The 20146-nt window shown below is 60.4% G+C and carries 17 protein-coding genes; 1 reads left to right on the top strand and 16 read right to left on the bottom strand.

Going from position 1 to position 20146, the window contains the following annotated elements; translation table 11 throughout:
- Positions 1-109: 109 nt before the first annotated feature.
- The 9 genes from ACVIIW_RS17340 to ACVIIW_RS17300 all read right to left on the bottom strand — a co-directional run bounded on the left by ACVIIW_RS17340 (position 110) and on the right by ACVIIW_RS17300 (position 11154).
- Positions 110-1591, bottom strand: coding sequence for an aldehyde dehydrogenase (locus ACVIIW_RS17340; protein WP_456701829.1), 1482 nt, complete (start codon positions 1589-1591; stop codon positions 110-112).
- Between the two features lie 50 nt (positions 1592-1641).
- Complete coding sequence (locus tag ACVIIW_RS17335; RefSeq protein WP_456701828.1) at positions 1642-2361, bottom strand: haloacid dehalogenase type II; 720 nt, start codon at positions 2359-2361, stop codon at positions 1642-1644.
- Positions 2362-2481: 120 nt separating this feature from the next.
- Positions 2482-4494: a transketolase gene (gene tkt / locus ACVIIW_RS17330; protein ID WP_456701827.1), complete on the bottom strand. Its 2013-nt coding sequence runs from the start codon at positions 4492-4494 to the stop codon at positions 2482-2484.
- A gap of 60 nt (positions 4495-4554) precedes the next feature.
- The gene (locus ACVIIW_RS17325) at positions 4555-6396 is read right to left on the bottom strand and encodes a TRAP transporter large permease (RefSeq protein ID WP_456705183.1); all 1842 of its coding nucleotides are present in this window, start codon (positions 6394-6396) and stop codon (positions 4555-4557) included.
- A gap of 40 nt (positions 6397-6436) precedes the next feature.
- Positions 6437-7450: a TRAP transporter substrate-binding protein gene (locus ACVIIW_RS17320; protein ID WP_456701826.1), complete on the bottom strand. Its 1014-nt coding sequence runs from the start codon at positions 7448-7450 to the stop codon at positions 6437-6439.
- A gap of 65 nt (positions 7451-7515) precedes the next feature.
- On the bottom strand, positions 7516-8370 hold the full coding sequence (locus ACVIIW_RS17315) for an alpha/beta fold hydrolase (protein ID WP_456701825.1): 855 nt from the start codon (positions 8368-8370) through the stop codon (positions 7516-7518).
- On the bottom strand, positions 8367-9311 hold the full coding sequence (locus ACVIIW_RS17310; RefSeq protein ID WP_456701824.1) for an NAD(P)-dependent oxidoreductase: 945 nt from the start codon (positions 9309-9311) through the stop codon (positions 8367-8369). Before ACVIIW_RS17310 ends, ACVIIW_RS17315 begins: the two co-directional genes overlap by 4 nt.
- Positions 9302-10318 carry a transketolase family protein gene (locus ACVIIW_RS17305; protein WP_456701823.1) on the bottom strand — a complete coding sequence of 339 codons (1017 nt, stop codon included), beginning with the start codon at positions 10316-10318 and terminating at the stop codon, positions 9302-9304. The genes ACVIIW_RS17310 and ACVIIW_RS17305 overlap by 10 nt, the downstream gene beginning before the upstream one ends.
- The gene (locus ACVIIW_RS17300; RefSeq protein WP_456701822.1) at positions 10315-11154 is read right to left on the bottom strand and encodes a transketolase; all 840 of its coding nucleotides are present in this window, start codon (positions 11152-11154) and stop codon (positions 10315-10317) included. Before ACVIIW_RS17300 ends, ACVIIW_RS17305 begins: the two co-directional genes overlap by 4 nt.
- Before the next feature lie 220 nt (positions 11155-11374).
- Here ACVIIW_RS17300 and gcvA point away from each other — a divergent pair, with 220 nt between their 5' ends.
- Positions 11375-12268 (top strand): transcriptional regulator GcvA, encoded by an 894-nt coding sequence (gene gcvA / locus ACVIIW_RS17295; protein ID WP_456701821.1) that lies wholly within the window; start codon positions 11375-11377, stop codon positions 12266-12268.
- Between the two features lie 87 nt (positions 12269-12355).
- On the opposite strand, the gene ACVIIW_RS17290 is transcribed toward gcvA, so the two are convergent.
- The 7 genes from ACVIIW_RS17290 to pyk form a co-directional block, all read right to left on the bottom strand.
- A complete protein-coding gene (locus ACVIIW_RS17290; RefSeq protein WP_456701820.1) occupies positions 12356-13207 on the bottom strand; it encodes an NAD-dependent epimerase/dehydratase family protein in 852 nt (283 codons plus the stop codon).
- 37 nt (positions 13208-13244) lie between these two features.
- Entirely contained in the window at positions 13245-14219 is a 975-nt protein-coding gene (locus tag ACVIIW_RS17285) for an ABC transporter permease (RefSeq protein ID WP_456705182.1), read from the bottom strand.
- A gap of 16 nt (positions 14220-14235) precedes the next feature.
- Entirely contained in the window at positions 14236-15816 is a 1581-nt protein-coding gene (locus ACVIIW_RS17280; protein ID WP_456701819.1) for a sugar ABC transporter ATP-binding protein, read from the bottom strand.
- Positions 15817-15863: 47 nt separating this feature from the next.
- The gene (locus ACVIIW_RS17275; RefSeq protein ID WP_456701818.1) at positions 15864-16991 is read right to left on the bottom strand and encodes a substrate-binding domain-containing protein; all 1128 of its coding nucleotides are present in this window, start codon (positions 16989-16991) and stop codon (positions 15864-15866) included.
- Between the two features lie 333 nt (positions 16992-17324).
- On the bottom strand, positions 17325-17828 hold the full coding sequence (locus ACVIIW_RS17270) for a hypothetical protein (RefSeq protein WP_456701817.1): 504 nt from the start codon (positions 17826-17828) through the stop codon (positions 17325-17327).
- A 121-nt stretch (positions 17829-17949) separates the two neighbouring features.
- Positions 17950-18606, bottom strand: coding sequence for a 3-oxo-tetronate 4-phosphate decarboxylase (gene otnC / locus ACVIIW_RS17265; protein ID WP_456701816.1), 657 nt, complete (start codon positions 18604-18606; stop codon positions 17950-17952).
- 104 nt (positions 18607-18710) lie between these two features.
- A complete protein-coding gene (gene pyk, locus ACVIIW_RS17260; protein ID WP_456701815.1) occupies positions 18711-20126 on the bottom strand; it encodes a pyruvate kinase in 1416 nt (471 codons plus the stop codon).
- Positions 20127-20146 lie beyond the last annotated feature (20 nt).

Below are 20146 nucleotides of genomic sequence, written 5' to 3'. Positions count from 1 at the left end.
AGCAGACGACCGGCCTGCCAGCGGAAAGGACACGTTGATCCCGCGGACCTTCGCGCGGCCGTTTGCAGTTGAAGAAGCGCTTCGGGCCAGCTCTAGCTGGCAGAAACCGTCAACGCATTACGAACGGATCTGCTACGTCTTCAGCCGTGCTGATCATGACGCTCTTGGTCTGAAGATAGTTTTGGATCGCGTCGAGTCCGTTTTCTCGGCCGATGCCCGAGTGCTTGTAGCCTCCGAGTGGCGACAAATAGCTGATCACTCGATAGGTGTTCACCCAAACCGTTCCCGCCTGCAGTCGTTCAGACATCCTCAGGATCCGGCGAATATCGCGGGTCCAGAAGCCGGCGGCCAAGCCGTACGTCGTGTCGTTCGCGAGCGCGAGCGCCTCTTCCTCGTCGTCGAACGGGATGCAAGCCAGTACAGGTCCGAAGACCTCCTCTTGCGCGATCCGCATCTGGTTACGGACGCCAGTGAAGATGGTTGGCTCGACAAAATAGCCCCCGTTTCCGACGTCCGGACCAGTTGCCGGACCGCCTCCGAGCACGCACGTCGCGCCCTCGTCCTTGGCGACTCCGATGTATTCGAGGATCTTGCGGTATTGCGGAGGCGTGGTGACCGGGCCGACCTGTGTGCTCGTCAGCAGCGGATCACCTTTCTTGGCACGCTTGGCGAACTCGACAATCCGCTCGACAAAACGATCGTGAATGCTTCGCTGGACCAGCAGGCGCGAACCCGCGATGCACGTCTGACCAGTCGCAGCAAAGATTCCGGAGATCACGCCCTTGACCGCATTGTCGATCTCCGCGTCGTCGAAGACGATGTGAGGAGACTTTCCACCGAGCTCGAGCGTGACCTTCTTGAACGTGCGGGCCGCAACCTGACCGATATGCCGACCGGTGTTTTCGCTGCCTGTGAACGCGATCTTGGCCACATCCGGATGGGACGTCAGAGCATCTCCGATTTCGCTTCCGAAGCCGGTGATGACGTTGAAGACTCCCGCCGGAAATCCCGCTTTCTCGACCAGCTTGGCGAATTCGAGCGTCGAGGCTGATGTGAACTCGGACGGCTTGGCGACGAAGGTATTGCCTGCGGCGAGTGCTGGTGCGAGCTTATATGCCAAAAGAAGCAGAGGCGAATTCCACGCGGTGATGCCCACGCACACGCCCAGGGGCTCCTGTCGCGTGAAATTGAACGTCTGGGGCTTGTCGATAGGAATGACGGCGCCTTGGACTTTGTCGGCGAGCCCGCCGAAATAGTAGTACCACTGTGGAATATAGCGCAGTTGGAACGCCATCTCGTTGATGAGCTTTCCGTTGTCCGTCACCTCGACACGCGCGAGCATTTCGGCGTTCTCGGCAATGAGATCGCCCAGACCACGTAACAGATGGCCCCTTTCGCTTGGTGTCAGCTTCGGCCAAGGCCCGGCCGCGAACGCCGATTTGGCGGCTGCGACGGCTTGATCGACGTCCACTTGGCTTCCCCGCGGGATCGTCGCCCAGGACTTACCGGTGAAGGGGTTCTGACTTTCGAACCGCTCGCCACCGGCTGCATCGACCCACCGGCCGCCGATAAACATCTTGTAGGATTGCATGCTCTCACCGTTTGGTTTTTACGATTTCCGCGACTGCGTTCCCCGGTGGCTCAGGTCCCCAACTGCCGCGCGAAATCGATGATGTCAGTTGCGACGACGTCCCAGTCTCCCGCTGGGGCCAAGTCCGTCTTTTGCCCGGGTCCATACTCGGTCGGACGCGGGATGAATGCGGTCTTCAGCCCGACGCTGCGAGCCGCCGCGAGATCGTAGTTGTGGGCGGCGCACATCATCACCTCGCCAGGCTCGAGGTACATCAGCCGGCAAACTCCAAGATAGGTCTCCGGATGCGGCTTGAAGTGACGGAAAAGCTCGCATGAAAAAACGTTGTCCCAGGGGAGCCCCGCGTGCTTCGCCATGTTGACGAGCAGCGCGACGTTTCCGTTCGAGAGCGGGCCAATCACGAACTTCCGCTTCAGGCGCGTGAGGCCCTCGACCGCATCGGGCCATGCGTCCAGCCTGTGCCAGACGCAGTTAACGTGCTGCATCTGAGACGGAGATAGGTCCTTGATGCCGAGTTGCGCTGCCACTTTTTCGAGCGCATGCGCGTGAAGTTCGTCGAGATTGGTCCAGCCGATCTCTCCGTTTCGCACCCGGTTCTTCTCCGGCTCGTACTCGTCCCGCCAGCGATCCGCCAGCGCCGTCCAGTCGGCCTGGATGCCCTGGTTGTTTCCCCAGGCGGTTAGATCGCGGATGATGCTGCCCCGCCAGTCGACCACCGTTCCGAAGGTGTCGAACACGATGGCTTTGACGTCCTTGATCGAATTTTTCATCTTGCTTGCGACCTTGGCGGCGGCGAAGGCGAGAGCGGGTGAATTCCCGCCTTGCGGCAGCCGACGAATTCGTTAATGCATACATTATGCGCGTGGGGCACTTCATCCGTCAAGGCGGATCTAGAAGCGACGCGTCACTGCGCCGACGACATTTTCGGCCGTTATGCCGAAGCGGCGGAAGAGTTCCTCTCCGGGCCCCGACGCTCCGAAGCCTGTCATCCCGATGAATATACCGGTCTCTCCGAGATAACGCTCCCAGCCCTGACGCACGGCGGCCTCGATTCCCACCTTGAGTATGTCCCCGCCTCCAAGAGTGCTGCGCCGATAGCTTTCGTCTTGCCGCTCGAATGCCTCCCAGCTCGGCATCGAGATCACCGCCGTCGATATCCCTTCTTTTTCCAATAGCTCCCTGGCTTCAAGCGCGATCGAGACCTCGGAACCGGTAGCGATCAGGCTGACCTGTCTGGGACCGCCGACCGCCTCCGCGAGCACGTACGCTCCCCGCGCGCAGAGATTCTCGTCTGTATGGCCCCGGCGAACTGGCGGCAAAGCCTGGCGAGAGAGGATCAAGGACGAGGGACCATCGCGCCTCGCCAGCGCCATCTCCCAGCATTCGGCGACCTCGACCGCATCGGCCGGTCTCATGACCAGCATGTTCGGGATCGCCCTGAGTGAGGCCAATATTTCGACGGGCTGATGGGTAGGTCCATTCTGCCCAATTCCGATCGAATCGTGGCTGTAGACGAATACGCTGGGCACCCCCATGAGCGCGGCCATTCTGATCGCGGGACGCAAGTAATCGGAGAAGGCCAGATAGGTCGCCCCGATCGGGACGATACCGCCGTGAGCGGCCATGCCGTTCATCATCGATCCCATTGCGTGCTCGCGTATTCCGTAGTGGACGAAGCGCCCTCCTCTGTCGCTGGCGGTGAAGGCGCGCAGTTCGCGCTTGTGCCCCGTCGGTCCTTCCAGATCCGGAGCGCCGCTCACCAACTCGGGGATCGCGGCAAATACGCTCGCGACCGCCTCTCCGGAGGATTGAATAGACGGTTGGGCGGGCAGATCGATCGCCGATCGCTTGTAACGCCGCAGGGATTCCTCCCAGCCCGTCGGCAGCTCCCGCCGGGCCAGGCGTTCCGCAAGGGCGCGTTGGCCCTCTGGCAGCTCGGCGAGCCGCCCCTGCCAGGCGCGATACTCTCCGCCGTTGCGCGCCTCGATCATGCTCCGCCAACCCGCCAAAACGCTTTCCGGAACGACAAACGGTGGGGACGTCCAGCCCAAGCGCTCGCGCGCAGCCTCGGTATCCTCCTTGAAGACGCGGCTGCCGTGGGCGCCCCTCTGCCCTTCCAGCCGAACGAACCCGCGGCCGATGATCGTGGCGCACGCGATCAGACTGGGCCTGGAATCGGATTTGGCGTGGGCGATCGCACTGTCGATCGCCTCCATATCGTGTCCGTCCGCATCGAGAACCTGCCAACCCGCAGCCCTGAAGCGGGTCCGGATATCCTCGCTGATCGAGATCGAAGTGCTACCGTCGTCCGTGATCGAGTTGTCGTCCCACAGCACGATCAGCTTTCCCAATCTCAGATGCCCAGCGAGCGAAAGGGCCTCCTGAGCGACCCCTTCCATTAGACAACCGTCGCCGGCGAGAACATACGTGAAATGGTCGACAACGCCTGGTCCGATCACGCTACGCAAATGTTCTTCCGCGACGGCCATTCCCACGCCGTTCGCGAACCCCTGGCCGAGTGGCCCGGTTGTCACCTCGATGCCGTGCTCCGTCGCGTATTCCGGATGGCCGTGGCAGATCGAGCCTAATTTTCGGAACGACTTGATCTGTTCCATCGTGACCGCCTCGTAGCCACTGAGGTGAAGCAGCGAATAGAGCAACATCGAACCGTGACCGTTCGAGAGGACGAACCTGTCGCGATCGAACCAGTTTGGATCGGCCGGATTTAGCTTCAGGTGCCGGGTGAACAGAACCGTAGCGATTTCCGCGCAGCCGAGCGGAGCCCCCGGATGGCCGTCGCCGGCGCGTTCGATCGCGTCCAGCGACAGTATCCTGATGGCGTCCGCCATCTTCTTGTTGAGAGTTGCGTCGGAAGGCACTTGTGTTTGAACAACGACGTTCATAGGTCTACTCTCGCTTCATCTGGTGTGGTCGCTCGTCTGCAATTGCGGGGACCGCGCGGCTTAGAGGAAACCGGTGGAAAGCCAGGGGATGCAAGCCACGATCACGAGGCCGATCAGAAGGGCGGCCACGTAGCCCAAGAGGGGCCGGATGCCTTCCGCTGGATCCACGCGGCCTATCGCGCACGCGGCGTAATAGCCGACGCCGAATGGCGGCAAGAACAGCCCGATTCCCATCGCGAGAATGACCACGATGGCATAGTGCACCTCGTGAAGGCCGACGCTCTTCGCGATCGGAAACATCAGAGGCGCGAACAGCACGAGCGCGGGAATGCCTTCAAGCACGCTTCCGAGGATCACAAACATGGCAATGGATACTGCCATGAAGGTCGGCGCGCCCCCTGGAAGCGACGACATCATCTTGGCAAGATCACGCGAGAAGCCGGACTGGGTGAGGCACCAGGCGACGGTGGTCGCCGCTCCTATGATGAAAAGGATCGCACCCGACAAGGCGGCCGTGTCGACGAGCATCTTCGGGAATTTGGACCAATCGCAACGCCGGTAGATCAGAAGGCCGGCGAGAATCGAATAGGCGATACCGATGGTGGAGACTTCCGTGGCAGTGGCAACACCTTCGACGACCGCCAGCCTTATTATGAAGGGTAGGGCCAGGGCCGGCATCGCGAAGACGAAGGACTTGAGAACCTCCTTGCGGCTCGGTCTCGTCACGTCGGAAAGGTCCGCCTTGCGGTTGCGCCACCAGACTAAGGCCGCAAGGCATGCCCCCACAGCGACGGCCGGAACCAGACCGCCTGTGAAGAGTGCTGCGATCGACACGGTCGTCACCGATCCGATCGTGATCAATACGAGGCTGGGAGGAATCGTTTCGGTCTGGGCTCCCGTCGCAGCCAATAGGGCCACGAGTTCGCCGCCGCGTTGCCCGCGTTTCCTCATTTCTGGAAACAGCGACGGCGCCACCGCTGCCATGTCGGCGGTCTTGGATCCGGAGATGCCGGACACCAGATACATCGCGCCGATCAGGACGTAGCTCAATCCGCCCTTGACGTGCCCCAGCAGCGCAGCGAGGAAGTCGACCATGGCCTTCGCCATACCGGTCAGTTCCATGAGCATTCCAAGGAACACGAACAAGGGCACGGCAAGGAGGATCAGATGCGACATGCCTTCGTCGAGCCGACCAGCAACGGTGAGCAATGGTGCATTGGTCGATAGACCTATATAGCCGAGCGCGGCGATCGCGAAGGCGAATGCAATCGGCACACCAAGGAAGACCGCCACGCCGACAAGTCCGACGAAGAATATGACGAGGTTGAGATTTCCTAATGTGTGGAAAACGCCGCGTAGATACCAAGCGCTGGCCACCACGAAGGCAAGCAGACAGGCCGTCGTCGCCACGCGTCGGAAGCCGGAGATCGAACTGAGCCGAGCCAGAGCGAAGATGATCATCAAGGCAAAGCCGACGGGCAGCGCAGCGGCCCTAGCCGAGCCCGAGATTTCTAGCGCGGGAGTGATGACAAACGATTCTTCGTGTGCGTAGTCGAACGATGGAATGAAAACGAGCAGCATCATCGCTACGCAGACAAGCAATGCCAGTAGTTCGCAATTCGCGCGAGCCGCTCTTGGAAAGCGATCGACCAGCGCAGTCATCCGCATGTGCTGGCCTCGGTGCAGGGCGATCGCCGTACCCAACATAGAAAGCCAGACAAACAGGATCTGGGCCAGCTCGTCCGTCCAAACGATCGGATTGTGAAAGACATACCGCGCCACGACACCTACCGAAAGTATGCCGACTTCGACGGCCACAACGAGGCCGGCGAGAAATTCGGTGACGGTTACTAATGGCATGACCAGGCGCGATACTGGCGCCGATTGAACTCCTACGTCCATCACCGCATGCCGCTCGCCGGTTGTCGACATCGTGCGCTCCTCAGCTCAGCTTGCCACTTGCGGCCTCCAACAAAGACCAGGCCTCCTCTCCATACTTGCTCTTCCATTCTCCATAGAATCCGGACTGTTGTAGCCTGGCGCGGAAGGAGGAGGAATCCACCTTTACGAACTCGAGACCTTTCGCCGTTAGTTCACCCTGCAATGAACTATTGAGAGCGGCGACGTCGGCCCGCTGCTTGACGGCCGCGTCATTGACGGTGCCAACGACTAGGTCGCGGTCGGCCGCGGAGAGCCCATCGAATGCTCGCCTATTGGCCAGGAACCAAAAGCCATCCCACATGTGGTTTGTTTCGGATAGGTACTTTTGGACTTCATACATCTTCGCGAAGTAGATTCCGGCCAGCGGATTCTCCAATCCGTCCGCGACCTTCGTCTGCAATGCCGAATACGTTTCGCCCCATGGGATGGAGGTGGGTGATGCGCCCAGCGACTTGAAAAGGGACGTCCAAAGTGGACTCGGCGGGACGCGAATCTTGAACCCTTTGAGGTCGTCCGCGGTCTTGATCGGACTGCGCGCAGATGTCGTCTGCCTGAAGCCGTTGTCCCACATCTTGTCGAACGCAACGATGTTGGCTTTGGCAAAGCTCGCCACGATGTGCTTGCCAAGAGATCCGTCCGCGGCGTTCCAGACTTGCGTGTAGTCGGAAAACGCGAAGCCTATGCCTGTAATGGCTGCTACCGGAACCAAGGTGGCGACGATCAGACCCGACGACCCGAAAAACTCGAGGGCGCCGGACCTTAGCTGGCTTAGCATGTCGGCATCGGTGCCAAGCTGACTGTTTGGAAAGACCTGAATGTCGACCCGCCCATCGGTACCTTTGAGTATCTTCTCGCTCGCTTCCCTCATTCGGGCGTTGAGTGGATGGTCCGTCGGCATGATGTTGGCGAACTTCATCTTGAACTGGGGCTCGGCCCTCAAGATAGATGGACTTGCGAAGCCCACCGCCAGGCCCGTCCCGCCCAACATAAGTCCGCGGCGCGAAAGCTTCCTCATGGTCTCCTCCTTGGTAGCAGCTTTGTTGACCGACCTGCGCCGCGGGCTGCATCGCAGCGAATTACTCAATCCTTCTCGGCAAAGAACTTCAGCAAAGCCTGCACGACGAATTCAGGCTGCTCCTCCGCGACCCAGTGGCCGCAATCGGGAATGATGCCGCCTCGTACCTTCGCGGCAACGCGCTTCAGAGATTCTAAGGTCTCCAGTCCACGCCCGAATGCCTTGTCTCCCCCAAGAGCGAGAACAGGCATCTTGAGCTTGCCATTGCGTTCCAGGACTTCGCGATTATCGGAGGCGTCCTTCGCGAACTCGCGGTAGTAGCCGAACATCGCTCGGAAGGCCCCGAGCTTCTTGTACGTGCGGTAGTATTCCTGCTTGTGTTCCTCCGTGATGCAGTTCGCCCTATGACCGTAGTTCTCGAAGAACCAGTCCATCATCAGTTCTTCCCGCCCGGCACAAAGTGCTTCAGGTAGATCCGGCGTGCGGTAGAAAGGATGGTGCCAGCGTCTGCCACCCTGAGACATCTCAGCTCCGTCACCGGGAATCGTGACGTCCAGAACAGCAAGGCGTGAAACGGCTTCCGGATGATGAGCGGCAAGAGAGAACGCAACTGGCCCACCCCAGTCGTGCCCGACGAGGTGGAGGCGGTTTATGCCGAGATGGTCATGGACCAGCTGCCATACGTCTTCAGCGATCGTCTTCTTGTCGTATCCGAAGACAGGACGAGTCGAGTCACCAAGCCCCCTTAGATCCGGAGCAATGACGAGGTATTTCTCGGCCAACTTCGGGAGAATGAAGCGCCATTCGAACGAAGTCTGCGGAATTCCATGGAGAAGCACCACTGCTTCGCCCTGTCCTGCCGTCAGATAGTGAAGGGTGACTTCCTTCAAATCGGCGAACCGTCCGGTGACAACGCTCATGGTTCGCTAGCTCCCGCATCGGCTGTCATGGCACGATAGGCGCGGACAACCTGGCTGTCGTCGATCTGTCCCGCCCCCTGTCCGGATACCGCCAGGAACATTTGCTGAGCGACCGATGCGAGGGGAGTCGGCGCCTTGAGCCGGAGACCCGCATCCAGCACAATTCCGAGATCCTTCACGAAGATGTCGATCGCGCTCGTAACCTTCGGTTCGCTCGCCACCATCCGCGCCCCACGATCACGCAGCATCCAGCTCGAGGCGGAAGACTGCGAGAAGATATCTATCAATATGCGCGGATCTATGCCCGCCTTCGCTCCAAGCGCCACGGCCTCGCCCGCTGCGGCAAGGTGCACTCCGCACAGGAGCTGGTTGATCGTCTTGACCAATGCGCCTTGCCCGGCGCGTTCGCCGACGTGGTGTACTTTGTCGCCCATCGCATCCAGTACAGGCTTCGCGAGCTCGAACGTATCGGGGTTGCATGCGGCCATGATCGTGAGTCCGGCGGATGCCGCGCCCGCGACCCCGCCTGATACCGGAGCGTCGACGAAGCGTCGTCCCTTCGCCTCAACCTGAGCCGCGATCCGCTCAACCTCCGCCGCGGGACACGTGGCCATCAGGACGACCGTCGCGCTCGCCGGCAATGCATCGACGGCTCCGGACTCGAAGAGAATCTGTTCGGCCTGACCGACGTTGACCACCATCAGCAGAAGGAACTCGCAGCCGGCCGCCACATCCCGCACGGACTCGGCCCACGTCCCTCCGTTCTCTTCAAACGCCCCGCGCGCGTTTGCTCGAACGTCGAAGCCCTTCACGCGAAAGCCGCGAGCGCACAAATTGCGCGCCATCTGGGAGCCCATTGATCCCAGCCCGATGAAGCCGATGTGCTTCGCCCCGGAAGCGGGTGAGCTCTGCTGTTGCATGTCGTCCTCAATCAAAGCCATGACTTGATGCTGTTCGTGATCGCGCTGGCGGAAATGCCGTAGCGATCGTGAAGTGTCGGAAGTGCGCCGGCGGCCAGGAATTCGTCCGGAAGTCCTATGTGATGAAACGCCGGATATACGCGCTCGCGCATCAGAAGCGCAGCGACGGCTTCGCCCAATCCGCCGATGACCGAATGGTTCTCGGCAATAACCACGGGCCGACCCGGTTTTCGGCATGCCGCGACGATGGCTTCCGCGTCGAGCGGCTTGATGGTCGGAACGTGCAGCACGGCCGCCTTGATGCGATCGGTCGCGAGCAGCTTCGCGGCCTCCAGGGCGCGCATCGTCAGCAGGCCCGACGCTATGATGAGGACGTCTTCGCCGTCCCGCAATTGCTTCGCTTTACCGAGCTCAAACTGGTACCCGTACTCGTCGAGCACGAGCGGCACCTGCCCCCGCAGAAGCCGCATGTAGACGGGACCCTGGTGCTCGGCAATCGCCGGCACGACCTGCTCAATCTCCAAGGCGTCGCAGGGATCGATGACGGTCATATTGGGCATCGCGCGGAGCAGCGCGAGATCTTCCGTCGCCTGATGGCTGGGCCCGTAGCCGGAGGTCAGGCCGGGCAACGCGCAGGCGATCTTGACGTTGCGGTTCTCCTCCGCAATCGTCTGATGGATGAAGTCGTAGGCGCGACGCGACGCAAAGACGGCGTAGGTCGTGACAAACGGAATGAACCCCTCTGACGCGAGCCCCGATGCGCTGCCGAAAAGCAGCTGCTCGGCCATGCCCATCTGATAGTAGCGATCGGGAAACTCGTTGGCAAAGACGTGGAGATCGGTGTACTTGCCGAGATCTGCCGTCATTCCAACGATCTCCGGACGTCGGCGGGCGACCTCGATAAGCGCGTGACCGAAAGGAGCCGGCTTCGTCGCCTGGCCCTCGGCTGCGATCGAAGCGATCATCGCGGAGGTGGTGAGCCGCGGCTTGCTCGGTGCCGTCACGCCGTTTGTCTTTTTCGGCTTCATGCCGAACTCCCTTCGCCGAGCGCCTCTAGCGCCAGTTTCCACTCGTTCGCGTCGACCCGCATGAAATGGTTTCGTTCACGAGCCTCCAGAAACGGAACCCCTTTTCCCATCAGCGTGTCGGCGATGATCATTCGAGGCCGCGGTCCTTCGTGCGTCTTCGCCGCATCGAAAGCCGCGACAACCGCGTCGAGATTGTTGCCGTCGACCCGTTGCACGAACCAACCGAATGCCCGTACCTTGTCGGCGAGCGGCTCGAAGCCCATCATCTGCTTGGACGGTCCATCGGCCTGCTGATTGTTGACGTCCACGATGGCGATGAGATTGTCGAGCTTGTAGTGGGCTGCCGACATCATAGCCTCCCACTTTGAGCCCTCGTCGAGCTCGCCGTCGGAGAAGAGCGTGTACACGCGACTGTCGGCTCCGCGTCTCTTGAGACCCAGACACTTGCCAACCGCGATGGTTAGACCGAGCCCCAACGAACCGCCGGACATCTCCATTCCCGGCGTGTAGCTCGCCATTCCAGACATGGGCAGTCGGCTGTCATCGAATCCATACGTCTCGAGTTCGCTCTCAGGTACGATCCCGGCCTCGATCAGCGCCGCATACAGGGCGATGGCATAGTGGCCGTTCGAGAGCAGGAAGCGATCGCGGCCGTCCCATTCCGGGTCTTCCGGCTTGTAGCGCATGGCGTGGAAATAGGCCGTCGCCAGGACGTCGGCGATGTCGAGCGCTTGCGCGATGTAACCCTGTCCTTGCACTTCGCCCATGCGCAGCGCGTGGCACCTGATGCGACGGGCTCTTTCGCTCAATGAAATGTTGTGGCCCTGGCCTGTCATATCGCCGCTCCCGTGTTGCGTTGTAAGGCAGCGAAGGCCGAAAGGTCCTTCGCGCTGCGAACCCGTTACGCATGATCGGAGATCCGCTCGACTGCGAGCAGGTTGGGCGTTTCTCCGTTCGGCGGTTATCCATCCGCTGTTTCGTTCGAGACCGTAGCCCCCTTGTCCATTCGCAACAAAAGAATTAAACCATCAGTTAGATGAATGGGGCTCATTCGACGTGTCTGAACTTCCGCAACTTCGTGCCATCCAAATTTTCGAGGCTGCGGCACGCCTCGGATCGTTTCTTCGTGCCGCGGACGAGTTGACGCTCACGCCCTCGGCGGTGAGCCACCAGATAAGGTCGCTGGAGGACGCGCTCGGCGTGCAGCTTTTCCACCGCATCAACCGAGCCGTTATGCTCACGGACATCGGCAGCAAATACGCCGACGAGATCTCCGAGGCATTGGGACGAATTGAAGCCGCGACACATACGATCACACGTCGGGGTAAAAGTGATATCCTCACGATACACTCCGTTCCGAGCTTTGCGAGCCAATGGCTCATGCCACGATTGTCCAGGTTTGGCGCTCTCAATCCCGCAATCGATCTCAGACTCAACGCGTCGGGCGATGCAGCCGATCTTGGAGGCGATGCGGTCGACATCGACATTCGCTATGGGACGTTCGTTCCTGCCGCGTATCTCGGGGTCGATCCTTTCCCTCTCGAAACGATCGTCGTCCTATGCTCGCCCAAATTGATGAAAGGGGCCTCGCGTATTCGCACAGCAGCCGACCTCAAGAAGCACGTCCTCATCCACTCTGAGGTCAATCTCTATAGGTGGCGACACTGGGCCGAAGAAAAGAAGGTCGAATTGGATCTCGAACGAGGTCCCCGCTTCGATCGATCGTTCATGGCAATCAGCACCGCCGTGGACGGCCTCGGTGTCTGTTTGGAAAGCCGACTTCTGGTGCAGCGTGAACTGGAGGATGGGCGGCTTGTGATGCCGTTCGGCGCATCCGGCAGGCGGATAAAGTGTCATAGCCTCGTCTACCGACGATCCCGCGCGAACGTTCCGAAGATCGCGACATTCCGGTCGTGGCTGGTGCGTGCCCTCAAGGAAACAGACACGTGAACCGCTCAGAGTCCGGTCCGCGCAACGCCTGCAGATGCGCATGGTCCGGCCCTCGATCTAGCCGCTGTCCGGCGGGAAAAGTGCCACTCATTTGGATTCACGCCAGCTATGGGCCGGAGCATAGCCGAGCATCCGGCGCGCCTTGTCGATCGAGAGGAGCGTTTCGCTGCCCTTGACCGCCCTCTTTAATGGCACCCCGGGAAAGTACTTTGCGGCGAGTTCGGCGCTCGGCGTAGCAAAGACTGTATCCTGATTTGCTATCACAAAGACCTCCGCTCCCTTCAAGTCGGACTCGAGCGACAGCCGAACGGCCTGCGCCCCGTCCCGTGCGTCGATGTAACCGAATAGATTGAACTTGCGGACTTCCGGATCGAACGAGGGGAAGTCGGCGTATTCAGAGGGATCCATTACGTTCGAGAAGCGGAGGCAGATAATCTTGGTTTCGCCATCCCACCGGCAAAATTGGCGCGCCAACTCTTCTCCAACCGCCTTGGAGAGCGAGTAGGCGGTCTCCGGTCGCGCAGGATAGTCCTCATCGACCGGCAAGTAAGGGGGCGGATTCTCGTACGGGAGGCCGAGCAGAGTCTCGCTCGAGGCCCAGACGATGTTCCGTATCTGAAGACGCCGCGCGGCCTCGAAAACGTTGTACGTGGTCAAGGTGTTTATTCTGAAAACCTCGCCGCTGGGCTTGACGCCCGGCATCGGAATAGCTGCCAGATGCACGATCGCGTCGACGCGACGATTGTGGTTCCAATCCATACCTGACAGTAGCTCGACCGTGCGGTCCAGGCTGGTGAGGTCAACCTCGACGAAGGGGCAGATGCGCTGCTCAGGGGGCGAAACGTCGGCGTTGATCACGCTGTAACCGCGGTCCAGTAGATCACGGGCGCAGGCCCTGCCCAGTTTTCCGCTGCCGCCGGTCACGATCACCAAGGTCATCTGCACTTTCCTTCTCGACTAGTAAGCTCTCGACCGATCAAGAGCGCTGGTTGCGACCCAGCGCCACGGCTAAGACGATCAGTACGCCCCGCGCCATAAGTTGTTGGCTGAAATCGAGACCCAACAGAATCAGGCCGTTGTTGATCACACCAATCAGCAGAGCCCCGACGATCGATCCCACCACGGTCCCGGCTCCGCCAAACAGGCTGGTACCGCCCAGAACGACGGCTGCAATGACGGACAATTCGTCTCCTTCCCCGAGCTGAAAACGCCCTGATTGGAGTCGCCCCGCATAGAGCATTCCGGCGATCGATGCCGCAGTTGCTGTAATCATAAGCGCCTGGAATTTCACGGTGCGCGTCTTGACGCCACTGTAGCGCGCTGCGGTTTCGCCGCCGCCAGTAGCTAGGATTTTTCTACCGAAAGGCGTCCTACGCAGCGTGATGTGAGCAACGGTCCCAAGTACAGCGACCCAAAACACCAATACCGGCACGGGACCAATGTTGCCCGAGCCGAAAATCGCGATGAACGTATCGTTGATGACCGGCACGGGCGAGGTTCCGCTCGTCCACATACCCAGCCCGCGCGCGAATCCCATCATCCCCAGGGTTACGAGGAAGGAAGGAATACCGATCCAGGCGGTGAGTCCGCCGTTTACCGCCCCCACGAGCAAACCCGTGGCGAGACCGGCCAGGACGCTGGGGATCAAGCCGTAGCGACTAAGTGCCATACTGGAGATGACGGATGCCAGGCCGGCGATTGCGCCCACCGACAGGTCGATCTCGCCGGCGCACAACACGAACGTCATGGCCATCGCCATGATGGAGATGATTGCCGTCTGGCGCGTGATGTTCAGCAGATTGTTCGTCGACAGAAATCCGCGATCGCTCAAGACAATCGCAAAGACTGCGAAGATTACGGCGAAGCCGATGTAGACGACATACTGCCTCCAGTTAGCAATGAGCGAAAAGCTCCGCCTGTTCCGGGCTGGATCTATGGACGCTGTTGTCATCGTCGTGCCATTCTCTTCAGCGCGCTGGAGCATTGAGCCGGACTTCTTGAATCAACACTTGCAAGCCGTGCTCGGCCTTTGCGATGCGCGTTCCACCATCCGAACCGGACGGATCCTGGTCCTCCGTCCAACTGGATATCTCGTCCCTGGTTACTTCTCTGACGAGACGGCCGTCACTCATGATGAGGACCCGGTCGCTTACTGCAAGCAGTTCGGCAATCTCGGAGGAGATCATGACGACGGCGCGCCCTTCGTCGGCTAACCCGCGAATGAGTTCGACGATTTCCGACTTGCTGCCAACATCTATGCCTGCTGTAGGCTCGTCCAGAATGAAGATATCGGGGTCAGTGGCCATCCATTTGCCCAGCACGACTTTCTGCTGGTTCCCGCCGGAGAGAGTCCGCACCGGGATAGCGTCCGTTTCAGCCTTGATTCTCAGTTTCTGAACGATACTTTCAGTCGATGCCGTTTCCACGGCATTGTCGATCAAAGGCCCCCGAGCGAGATCGTCGATCCTCGGGAGAGCGAGGTTGGCTCGCACGCTATGGGCAACGATCAACCCCTCGCGCGATCGGCTTTCCGGTATCAACGCGATCCCTGCGTCCATTGCGGCGCGCGGCCGATCGATCTCGATCTGCCTCCCCTTGACCCTGATGTCGCCGGAGACTTTCCGGTCGATACCGAACATGACGCGCGCAAGTTCGCTCCGTCCGGATCCGAGCAAGCCAGCGATACCGAGCACCTCTCCCGCGTGCAGCTTGAACGAGACGTCTATCGGCTTTTCCGCCCCGGAAACGTTGCGCAGCTCGAGGACCGGCGGTCGGGAACGATCGACGGTCCGTGGACGCCAGTCGAATGCCCCGACGCGCTTGCCGATCATGTGCTCGACAAGATCCTGAATCTGCATCTGCTTCAGAGAGGCGGTCGCGACGTTGCGTCCATCGCGAAGAATCGTCACATGCTCGGCGACGCGATAGATTTCGTCCATGCGGTGCGAAACGTAGATGATGGCGACGCCGTCCCCCGTGAGGCGCTTCAGCACGCCGAACAGATGCTCCACCTCGAACGCGCTGAGCGCAGAGGTAGGCTCGTCCATGATGAGCACCCGCGCGTTTTGCGAGATCGCCTTCGCGATTTCGACCATTTGCATCTGACCGGCACTCAACTTCCCGACCGGGCTGTTCGGATCGAGATCGAGTCCCAATTCGGCCATCAAAGCGTGCGCTCTTGTCGCCGCGGCACGGTCGTCCACGAAGATGCCGAATCGTCGCGGTTCTCGCGTGAGAAAGATGTTCTGCGCTATGGTGAGGGAAGGAATGAGGCTCAGCTCTTGAAAGATCATTCCGATTCCCAAAGATCGAGACATCTCGGGACTATGGGTGCTCATTGGCCGACCGAAAACGCAGATGGAGCCGTCGGTCGGCGCAAGTACACCTTGAAGAATTTTGAGCAGCGTGGACTTACCAGCGCCGTTTTCTCCCATCAGCGCATGAACCGTGCCGCGATCGACGGAGAAGTCTACGCCCCGGAGGACATTGAGTCCGCCGAAGGCCTTCTTGATTCCAGTCATCTCGACCGCGGCGGTATCTTTGGTCATTACGCTGATCCTCACGTCGAGGAAATCGAGGCGGGTCTCGTGCCCTGCTACTTCATCGCGTCCGTGACCACCTTGGGCGGCTCGGTGCCATTGGATTTGGGCCAGGCTGCGACGAGATTCTCCTTTGACACCGCGAGCGCGGGAAGAACCACGTAAGCCGGCGCCTCCTTGCCAAGCAATGCATAGCCGGCGAGCATACCTTCGGCGTAGCCCGCTCCGTAGGGCCGTTGTGATCCGGTGCCGCGAACGAAGCCGTTCTTGGCCATGTCAATCGCGATATTGACCCCGAGATCGCAAGTCGTGATTGCCAGATCTTTGGGTGCGCGTCCGCTCGCACGCGCCGCGGCCAACACGCCCTCGGTTGGCACATCCCAAACCGCCCAAATCCCGTTCAACTCGGGATGAGCGGTGAGCATTCCGGACGCGATCCGCTCGGATTCACCGGCGAAGTCGGGCCCACCCACTCCCTGTTCCACTGCTACCTTGATCTCCGGATAGGCCTTGATCGCCTCCTTGAACCCGACCACACGCTCCTTTGTGGCGAACAGGTCGGATGCGTGCGGGATCAATCCGATATTCCCCTTGCCGTTGAGCGCTTGGGCCATGAGCAGCGCTGCTGCCTTCCCCATACCGCGGTTGTCGGAGGAGACGAGGCTTACGTATTCCTTTCCGGGCACCATGCCGGCTCCGGTTTGATCGAGAAAGACGATCTTGATGCCTGCAGCAGCAGCTCGTTTGTAGGCGGCTGACGTAGCGCTCTGCTCGGCCGGTACCGAGATCATCACATTCGGCTTACGCGCCATGACCGTCTCGATATCGGAAACCTGCTGCTCGGCCTTGTAGCCGGCGTCGGTCACTGCGATGATCTTGATACCCAGTTCGTCGAGAGCCGCCTTTTGACCGGCCATCTGAGCCTTGGCCCAATCGGACGCGGTATAGTGCATCACGATAGCCGCAGTCGCGTTCATCGACTTTACTTTCGCGATCTCGTCGGCGGTCAGCTTGATGTCACTCGCGAGCACCGGCTTCTCGCCGTTCGGCCCTGGCGCAGGGTGCTCTTCGATTTCCTTGAGCGCCGGCGCGATATCGGCCGAATGAGCCGGCGGCGCCACGATCGCGGCAAGTGCGACAGCAACGGCAGCAACGACGTACTTCTTCGAGAACAGATTAACCATCAGATCCCTCCCATCACGCAATCGTCGATGTACTTATTAATGCATACATTAATGGACGCGTAGGCTTGCTGTCAATCCCGAACGAGAAGTCGTGAAGCGTTTCCGATTCGTGGCGAACCAAGAAAGATGCATCGAGTGCGCGCGGCAGTGCCCTCCATCCGCCGGCGCCGCGCGCGCGGAGAAGCTGCACAAGCCCGGGCGCTTGTACGCGAAACCGAGACAGGACGCGGATGCTGTCTGCCTTGCTGCTTAGCAGCGAGGCCAAGCGCACATTGCCGGAGGCTTGAGCAGGATCAAAAGGCGACGTTGCTTGGCGACTCCAGGGGTATCAGCTCAAGGATCAAGAACATCATCCACCAGGGTCCTATACATGGGCGCACGAAGTTGAAGGACGAGCTCGCCCGCTCGCTTACCGTCGTTAGCGATGGCATCCAGCGCTCGCCGGACTTCCTCCAGGTCTGGCGGTTGAGCGCTCAGCCAATTCAAGGCCGCCTGAGCATTAATGATCGTCGCTGTGAGCGCGTTGATGGCGGCAGTATGGGTACGCAAAGAATCCACTGTGGTCTGCAACTGCGCTCCGCTTTTCGCATCGCCCTGATTTCCTTCTGGTTCGGCGTCGCGGGTGCGATGCACCCAACGCGGCCTTAAACCCTGAACAGCGTTCGCAACCTTCCGGATCACATCGAGGACGAGGTCAGGCTGGCACAGCTTGCGAAATCGGCCGCTGTCGGCCGCGAAGGCAGAAGCGCCTATGCCTTTTACGACAAGACGTTGAAACTCCGGTTGAACCGTGCGGCCCTTGTTGGCCACGATGCACCAACTCGACTTCCAGGACATAGCGCGCTCCCTCAGTGGGGGTGAGAACGATTCGGCGCTGTCGGCCCGAGGGGCCACTCCAACGTCGATGCAACAGCCAACTTCTTCCCTTCGGTTCTTTGTAAGTTTTTGATGACCCCCCCTAGTGGGAAATATCCGGAAATGAGAGCTTGAAGGTCTTCGCCAAATCCTGTTCCTGCTCCGGCGATAGGTAGCGGGGGTTGAGTCCACGTAACAGCAAGTAGAGCCTCGCGGTCTCCTCCAATTCTTCGGTTGCGAAGACGGCAGCTTCTAACGTATCGCCCGCAACCACAGGGCCATGGTTGGCGAGCAAGACGGAGGAATACTTCCCCCCAAGCCCCTTGATCGCGTTCGCAACGGCAGGATCGCCTGGCCGATAGTACGGCACCAGAGCGGTCCGACCACATCTCATGAGGTAATAGGGGGTCATCGGCGGGAGGACGGCGCGCGGATCAACCTCGGGCAACATCGAGACCGCGACCGAATGAGCCGAATGAAGATGTACCACGGCGCGGGTCGCACTTCGGGTCTGGTACAGCGCGGCGTGCAACGGGACTTCCTTCGTCGGCGTATCCCCCGATAGGACCCTTCCCTGCGCGTCTAGCCGTGTGATCCGATCGGGATCAAGGAATCCGAGCGATGCGTTGGTGGGCGTCACTAGCCAGCCGCCGTCATTGAGCCCGACGCTGATATTGCCGGACGATCCCGGCGTGAGACCGCGCTCAAACAGGGAGCGGCCGAAGCGGCAGATTTCATCTCGCAACTTGCTATCGCTCACTGTCGGTCCGCCATTCGTCGACTTACGGCGTCTACGTCACACATTCGAGTGAATCCGATCTGGCCGGTCGCAGCCCGCCTTCAAAGACGGGCCCCTTCAAAGATTCACGGTACTGCGATGACGCGGATATTGTTCGTGGTTCCAGCTTGCGCGAACGGGATACCCGCAACGATCACCACGTGGTCCAGGGCTTCTGCGAAACGCTCCCCGACCGCGGTAGAGACAGCGCGCGACACCATCTCCTCATAGTTGCTCACGTCGGATGAGAACACGCTGTGCGTCCCCCAGAGAAGACACAGACGACGAGCGGTGTGCGAGCTCGGCGTAACGGCAAGCACAGGCACATCTGGACGGCGGCGGGCGATGCGTGCTGCGGTCGTGCCTCCGGACGTGTACACGACGATGGCCGCCGCATGGATCGCCGACGCCAAGCCGGCCGCAGCTGCGGCCACGGCGTGAGGCGGCGTTTGCTCCTCGTCGGGACGCAAGGCATCGACGATGGAACGATACATTTTGTGACGTTCGGTGCTGCAGATGATGCGATCCATCATCTCCACCGCCTCGCGTGGATATCGGCCGACGGCTGACTCCGCTGACAACATCACGGCGTCGGATCCATCGTAAATGGCCGTGGCGACATCGGACGCTTCTGCGCGCGTCGGCGACGGCGAGGACACCATAGAATCCAGCATTTGGGTGGCTACGATCACAGGCTTAACCGCCAAACGACAGGCTCGCACCAGCTCCTTTTGCCGGCCGGGGACGTCTTCGTGGGGAATTTCCACGCCGAGATCACCGCGCGCCACCATGACCGCGTCGGACAAGCCGATGATGTCATCGATCCGATCGAGCGCAGCCGGCTTCTCGATTTTCGCAATGAGCCCTGCCCGATCTCCGATGAGCCCCCTCGCCTCGAGGAGATCTCCCGGTCGTTGCACAAACGACAGCGCGACCCAGTCGACGCCGAGCCGAAGACCGAAGTCGAGGTCGGATCGGTCTTTTGGGGTGAGTGGAGACACGTCGAGGATTGTGCCCGGCAGGTTAACGCCCTTCTGGTCGGAAAGCTTCCCGCCAACGATTACCTCGGCTTCGAGACTGTCGCTGAAGAGCGACTTGACGCGAACGCGCAGCCGACCATCGTCGATCAGCAGGTCGTGACCAGGTGCCGCCGCCGCAAACACTTCGGGATGCGGCAACGGGATAGCAGTCCGATCGCCAAGTGCGCCTTTTTGGACAAATCGAATGGTCTCACCGGCCGCTATCATCAAGCTCCTATCACGTAATGTGCCGATCCGGATCTTCGGCCCCTGGAGGTCCAGCAAGATGCCTATCGGCCGGCCCATTTCAATTTCGAGAGCGCGTATCGCCGCGTGTACCTTGGCGTGATCCTCCTTTGCCCCGTGACTAAAATTGAGGCGAAAGGTATCGACGCCAGCCTCGAACAAAGTCCGAAGCATCTCAGGCTCGCAGGACGCTGGCCCGACGGTTGCTACGATTTTCGCTCGGCGGCTTCGGCGCACGTGAATAGCCTCCCAATGAT

The organism is Bradyrhizobium sp. USDA 4449 (assembly GCF_054056275.1).
Note: the sequence above shows the minus strand (reverse complement) of the source record. Positions and strands in the feature narration are given on the sequence as shown.

What these genes read in the sequence shown, in the direction of transcription:
- ACVIIW_RS17340 (WP_456701829.1), bottom strand. Translation starts at nt 1,591, where the DNA reads ATGCAATCCTACAAGATGTTTATCGGCGGCCGGTGGGTCGATGCAGCC.
- ACVIIW_RS17335 (WP_456701828.1), bottom strand. Translation starts at nt 2,361, where the DNA reads ATGAAAAATTCGATCAAGGACGTCAAAGCCATCGTGTTCGACACCTTC.
- tkt (WP_456701827.1), bottom strand. Translation starts at nt 4,494, where the DNA reads ATGAACGTCGTTGTTCAAACACAAGTGCCTTCCGACGCAACTCTCAAC.
- ACVIIW_RS17325 (WP_456705183.1), bottom strand. Translation starts at nt 6,396, where the DNA reads ATGGACGTAGGAGTTCAATCGGCGCCAGTATCGCGCCTGGTCATGCCA.
- ACVIIW_RS17320 (WP_456701826.1), bottom strand. Translation starts at nt 7,450, where the DNA reads ATGAGGAAGCTTTCGCGCCGCGGACTTATGTTGGGCGGGACGGGCCTG.
- ACVIIW_RS17315 (WP_456701825.1), bottom strand. Translation starts at nt 8,370, where the DNA reads ATGAGCGTTGTCACCGGACGGTTCGCCGATTTGAAGGAAGTCACCCTT.
- ACVIIW_RS17310 (WP_456701824.1), bottom strand. Translation starts at nt 9,311, where the DNA reads ATGGCTTTGATTGAGGACGACATGCAACAGCAGAGCTCACCCGCTTCC.
- ACVIIW_RS17305 (WP_456701823.1), bottom strand. Translation starts at nt 10,318, where the DNA reads ATGAAGCCGAAAAAGACAAACGGCGTGACGGCACCGAGCAAGCCGCGG.
- ACVIIW_RS17300 (WP_456701822.1), bottom strand. Translation starts at nt 11,154, where the DNA reads ATGACAGGCCAGGGCCACAACATTTCATTGAGCGAAAGAGCCCGTCGC.
- ACVIIW_RS17290 (WP_456701820.1), bottom strand. Translation starts at nt 13,207, where the DNA reads ATGACCTTGGTGATCGTGACCGGCGGCAGCGGAAAACTGGGCAGGGCC.
- ACVIIW_RS17285 (WP_456705182.1), bottom strand. Translation starts at nt 14,219, where the DNA reads ATGACAACAGCGTCCATAGATCCAGCCCGGAACAGGCGGAGCTTTTCG.
- ACVIIW_RS17280 (WP_456701819.1), bottom strand. Translation starts at nt 15,816, where the DNA reads ATGACCAAAGATACCGCCGCGGTCGAGATGACTGGAATCAAGAAGGCC.
- ACVIIW_RS17275 (WP_456701818.1), bottom strand. Translation starts at nt 16,991, where the DNA reads ATGGTTAATCTGTTCTCGAAGAAGTACGTCGTTGCTGCCGTTGCTGTC.
- ACVIIW_RS17270 (WP_456701817.1), bottom strand. Translation starts at nt 17,828, where the DNA reads ATGTCCTGGAAGTCGAGTTGGTGCATCGTGGCCAACAAGGGCCGCACG.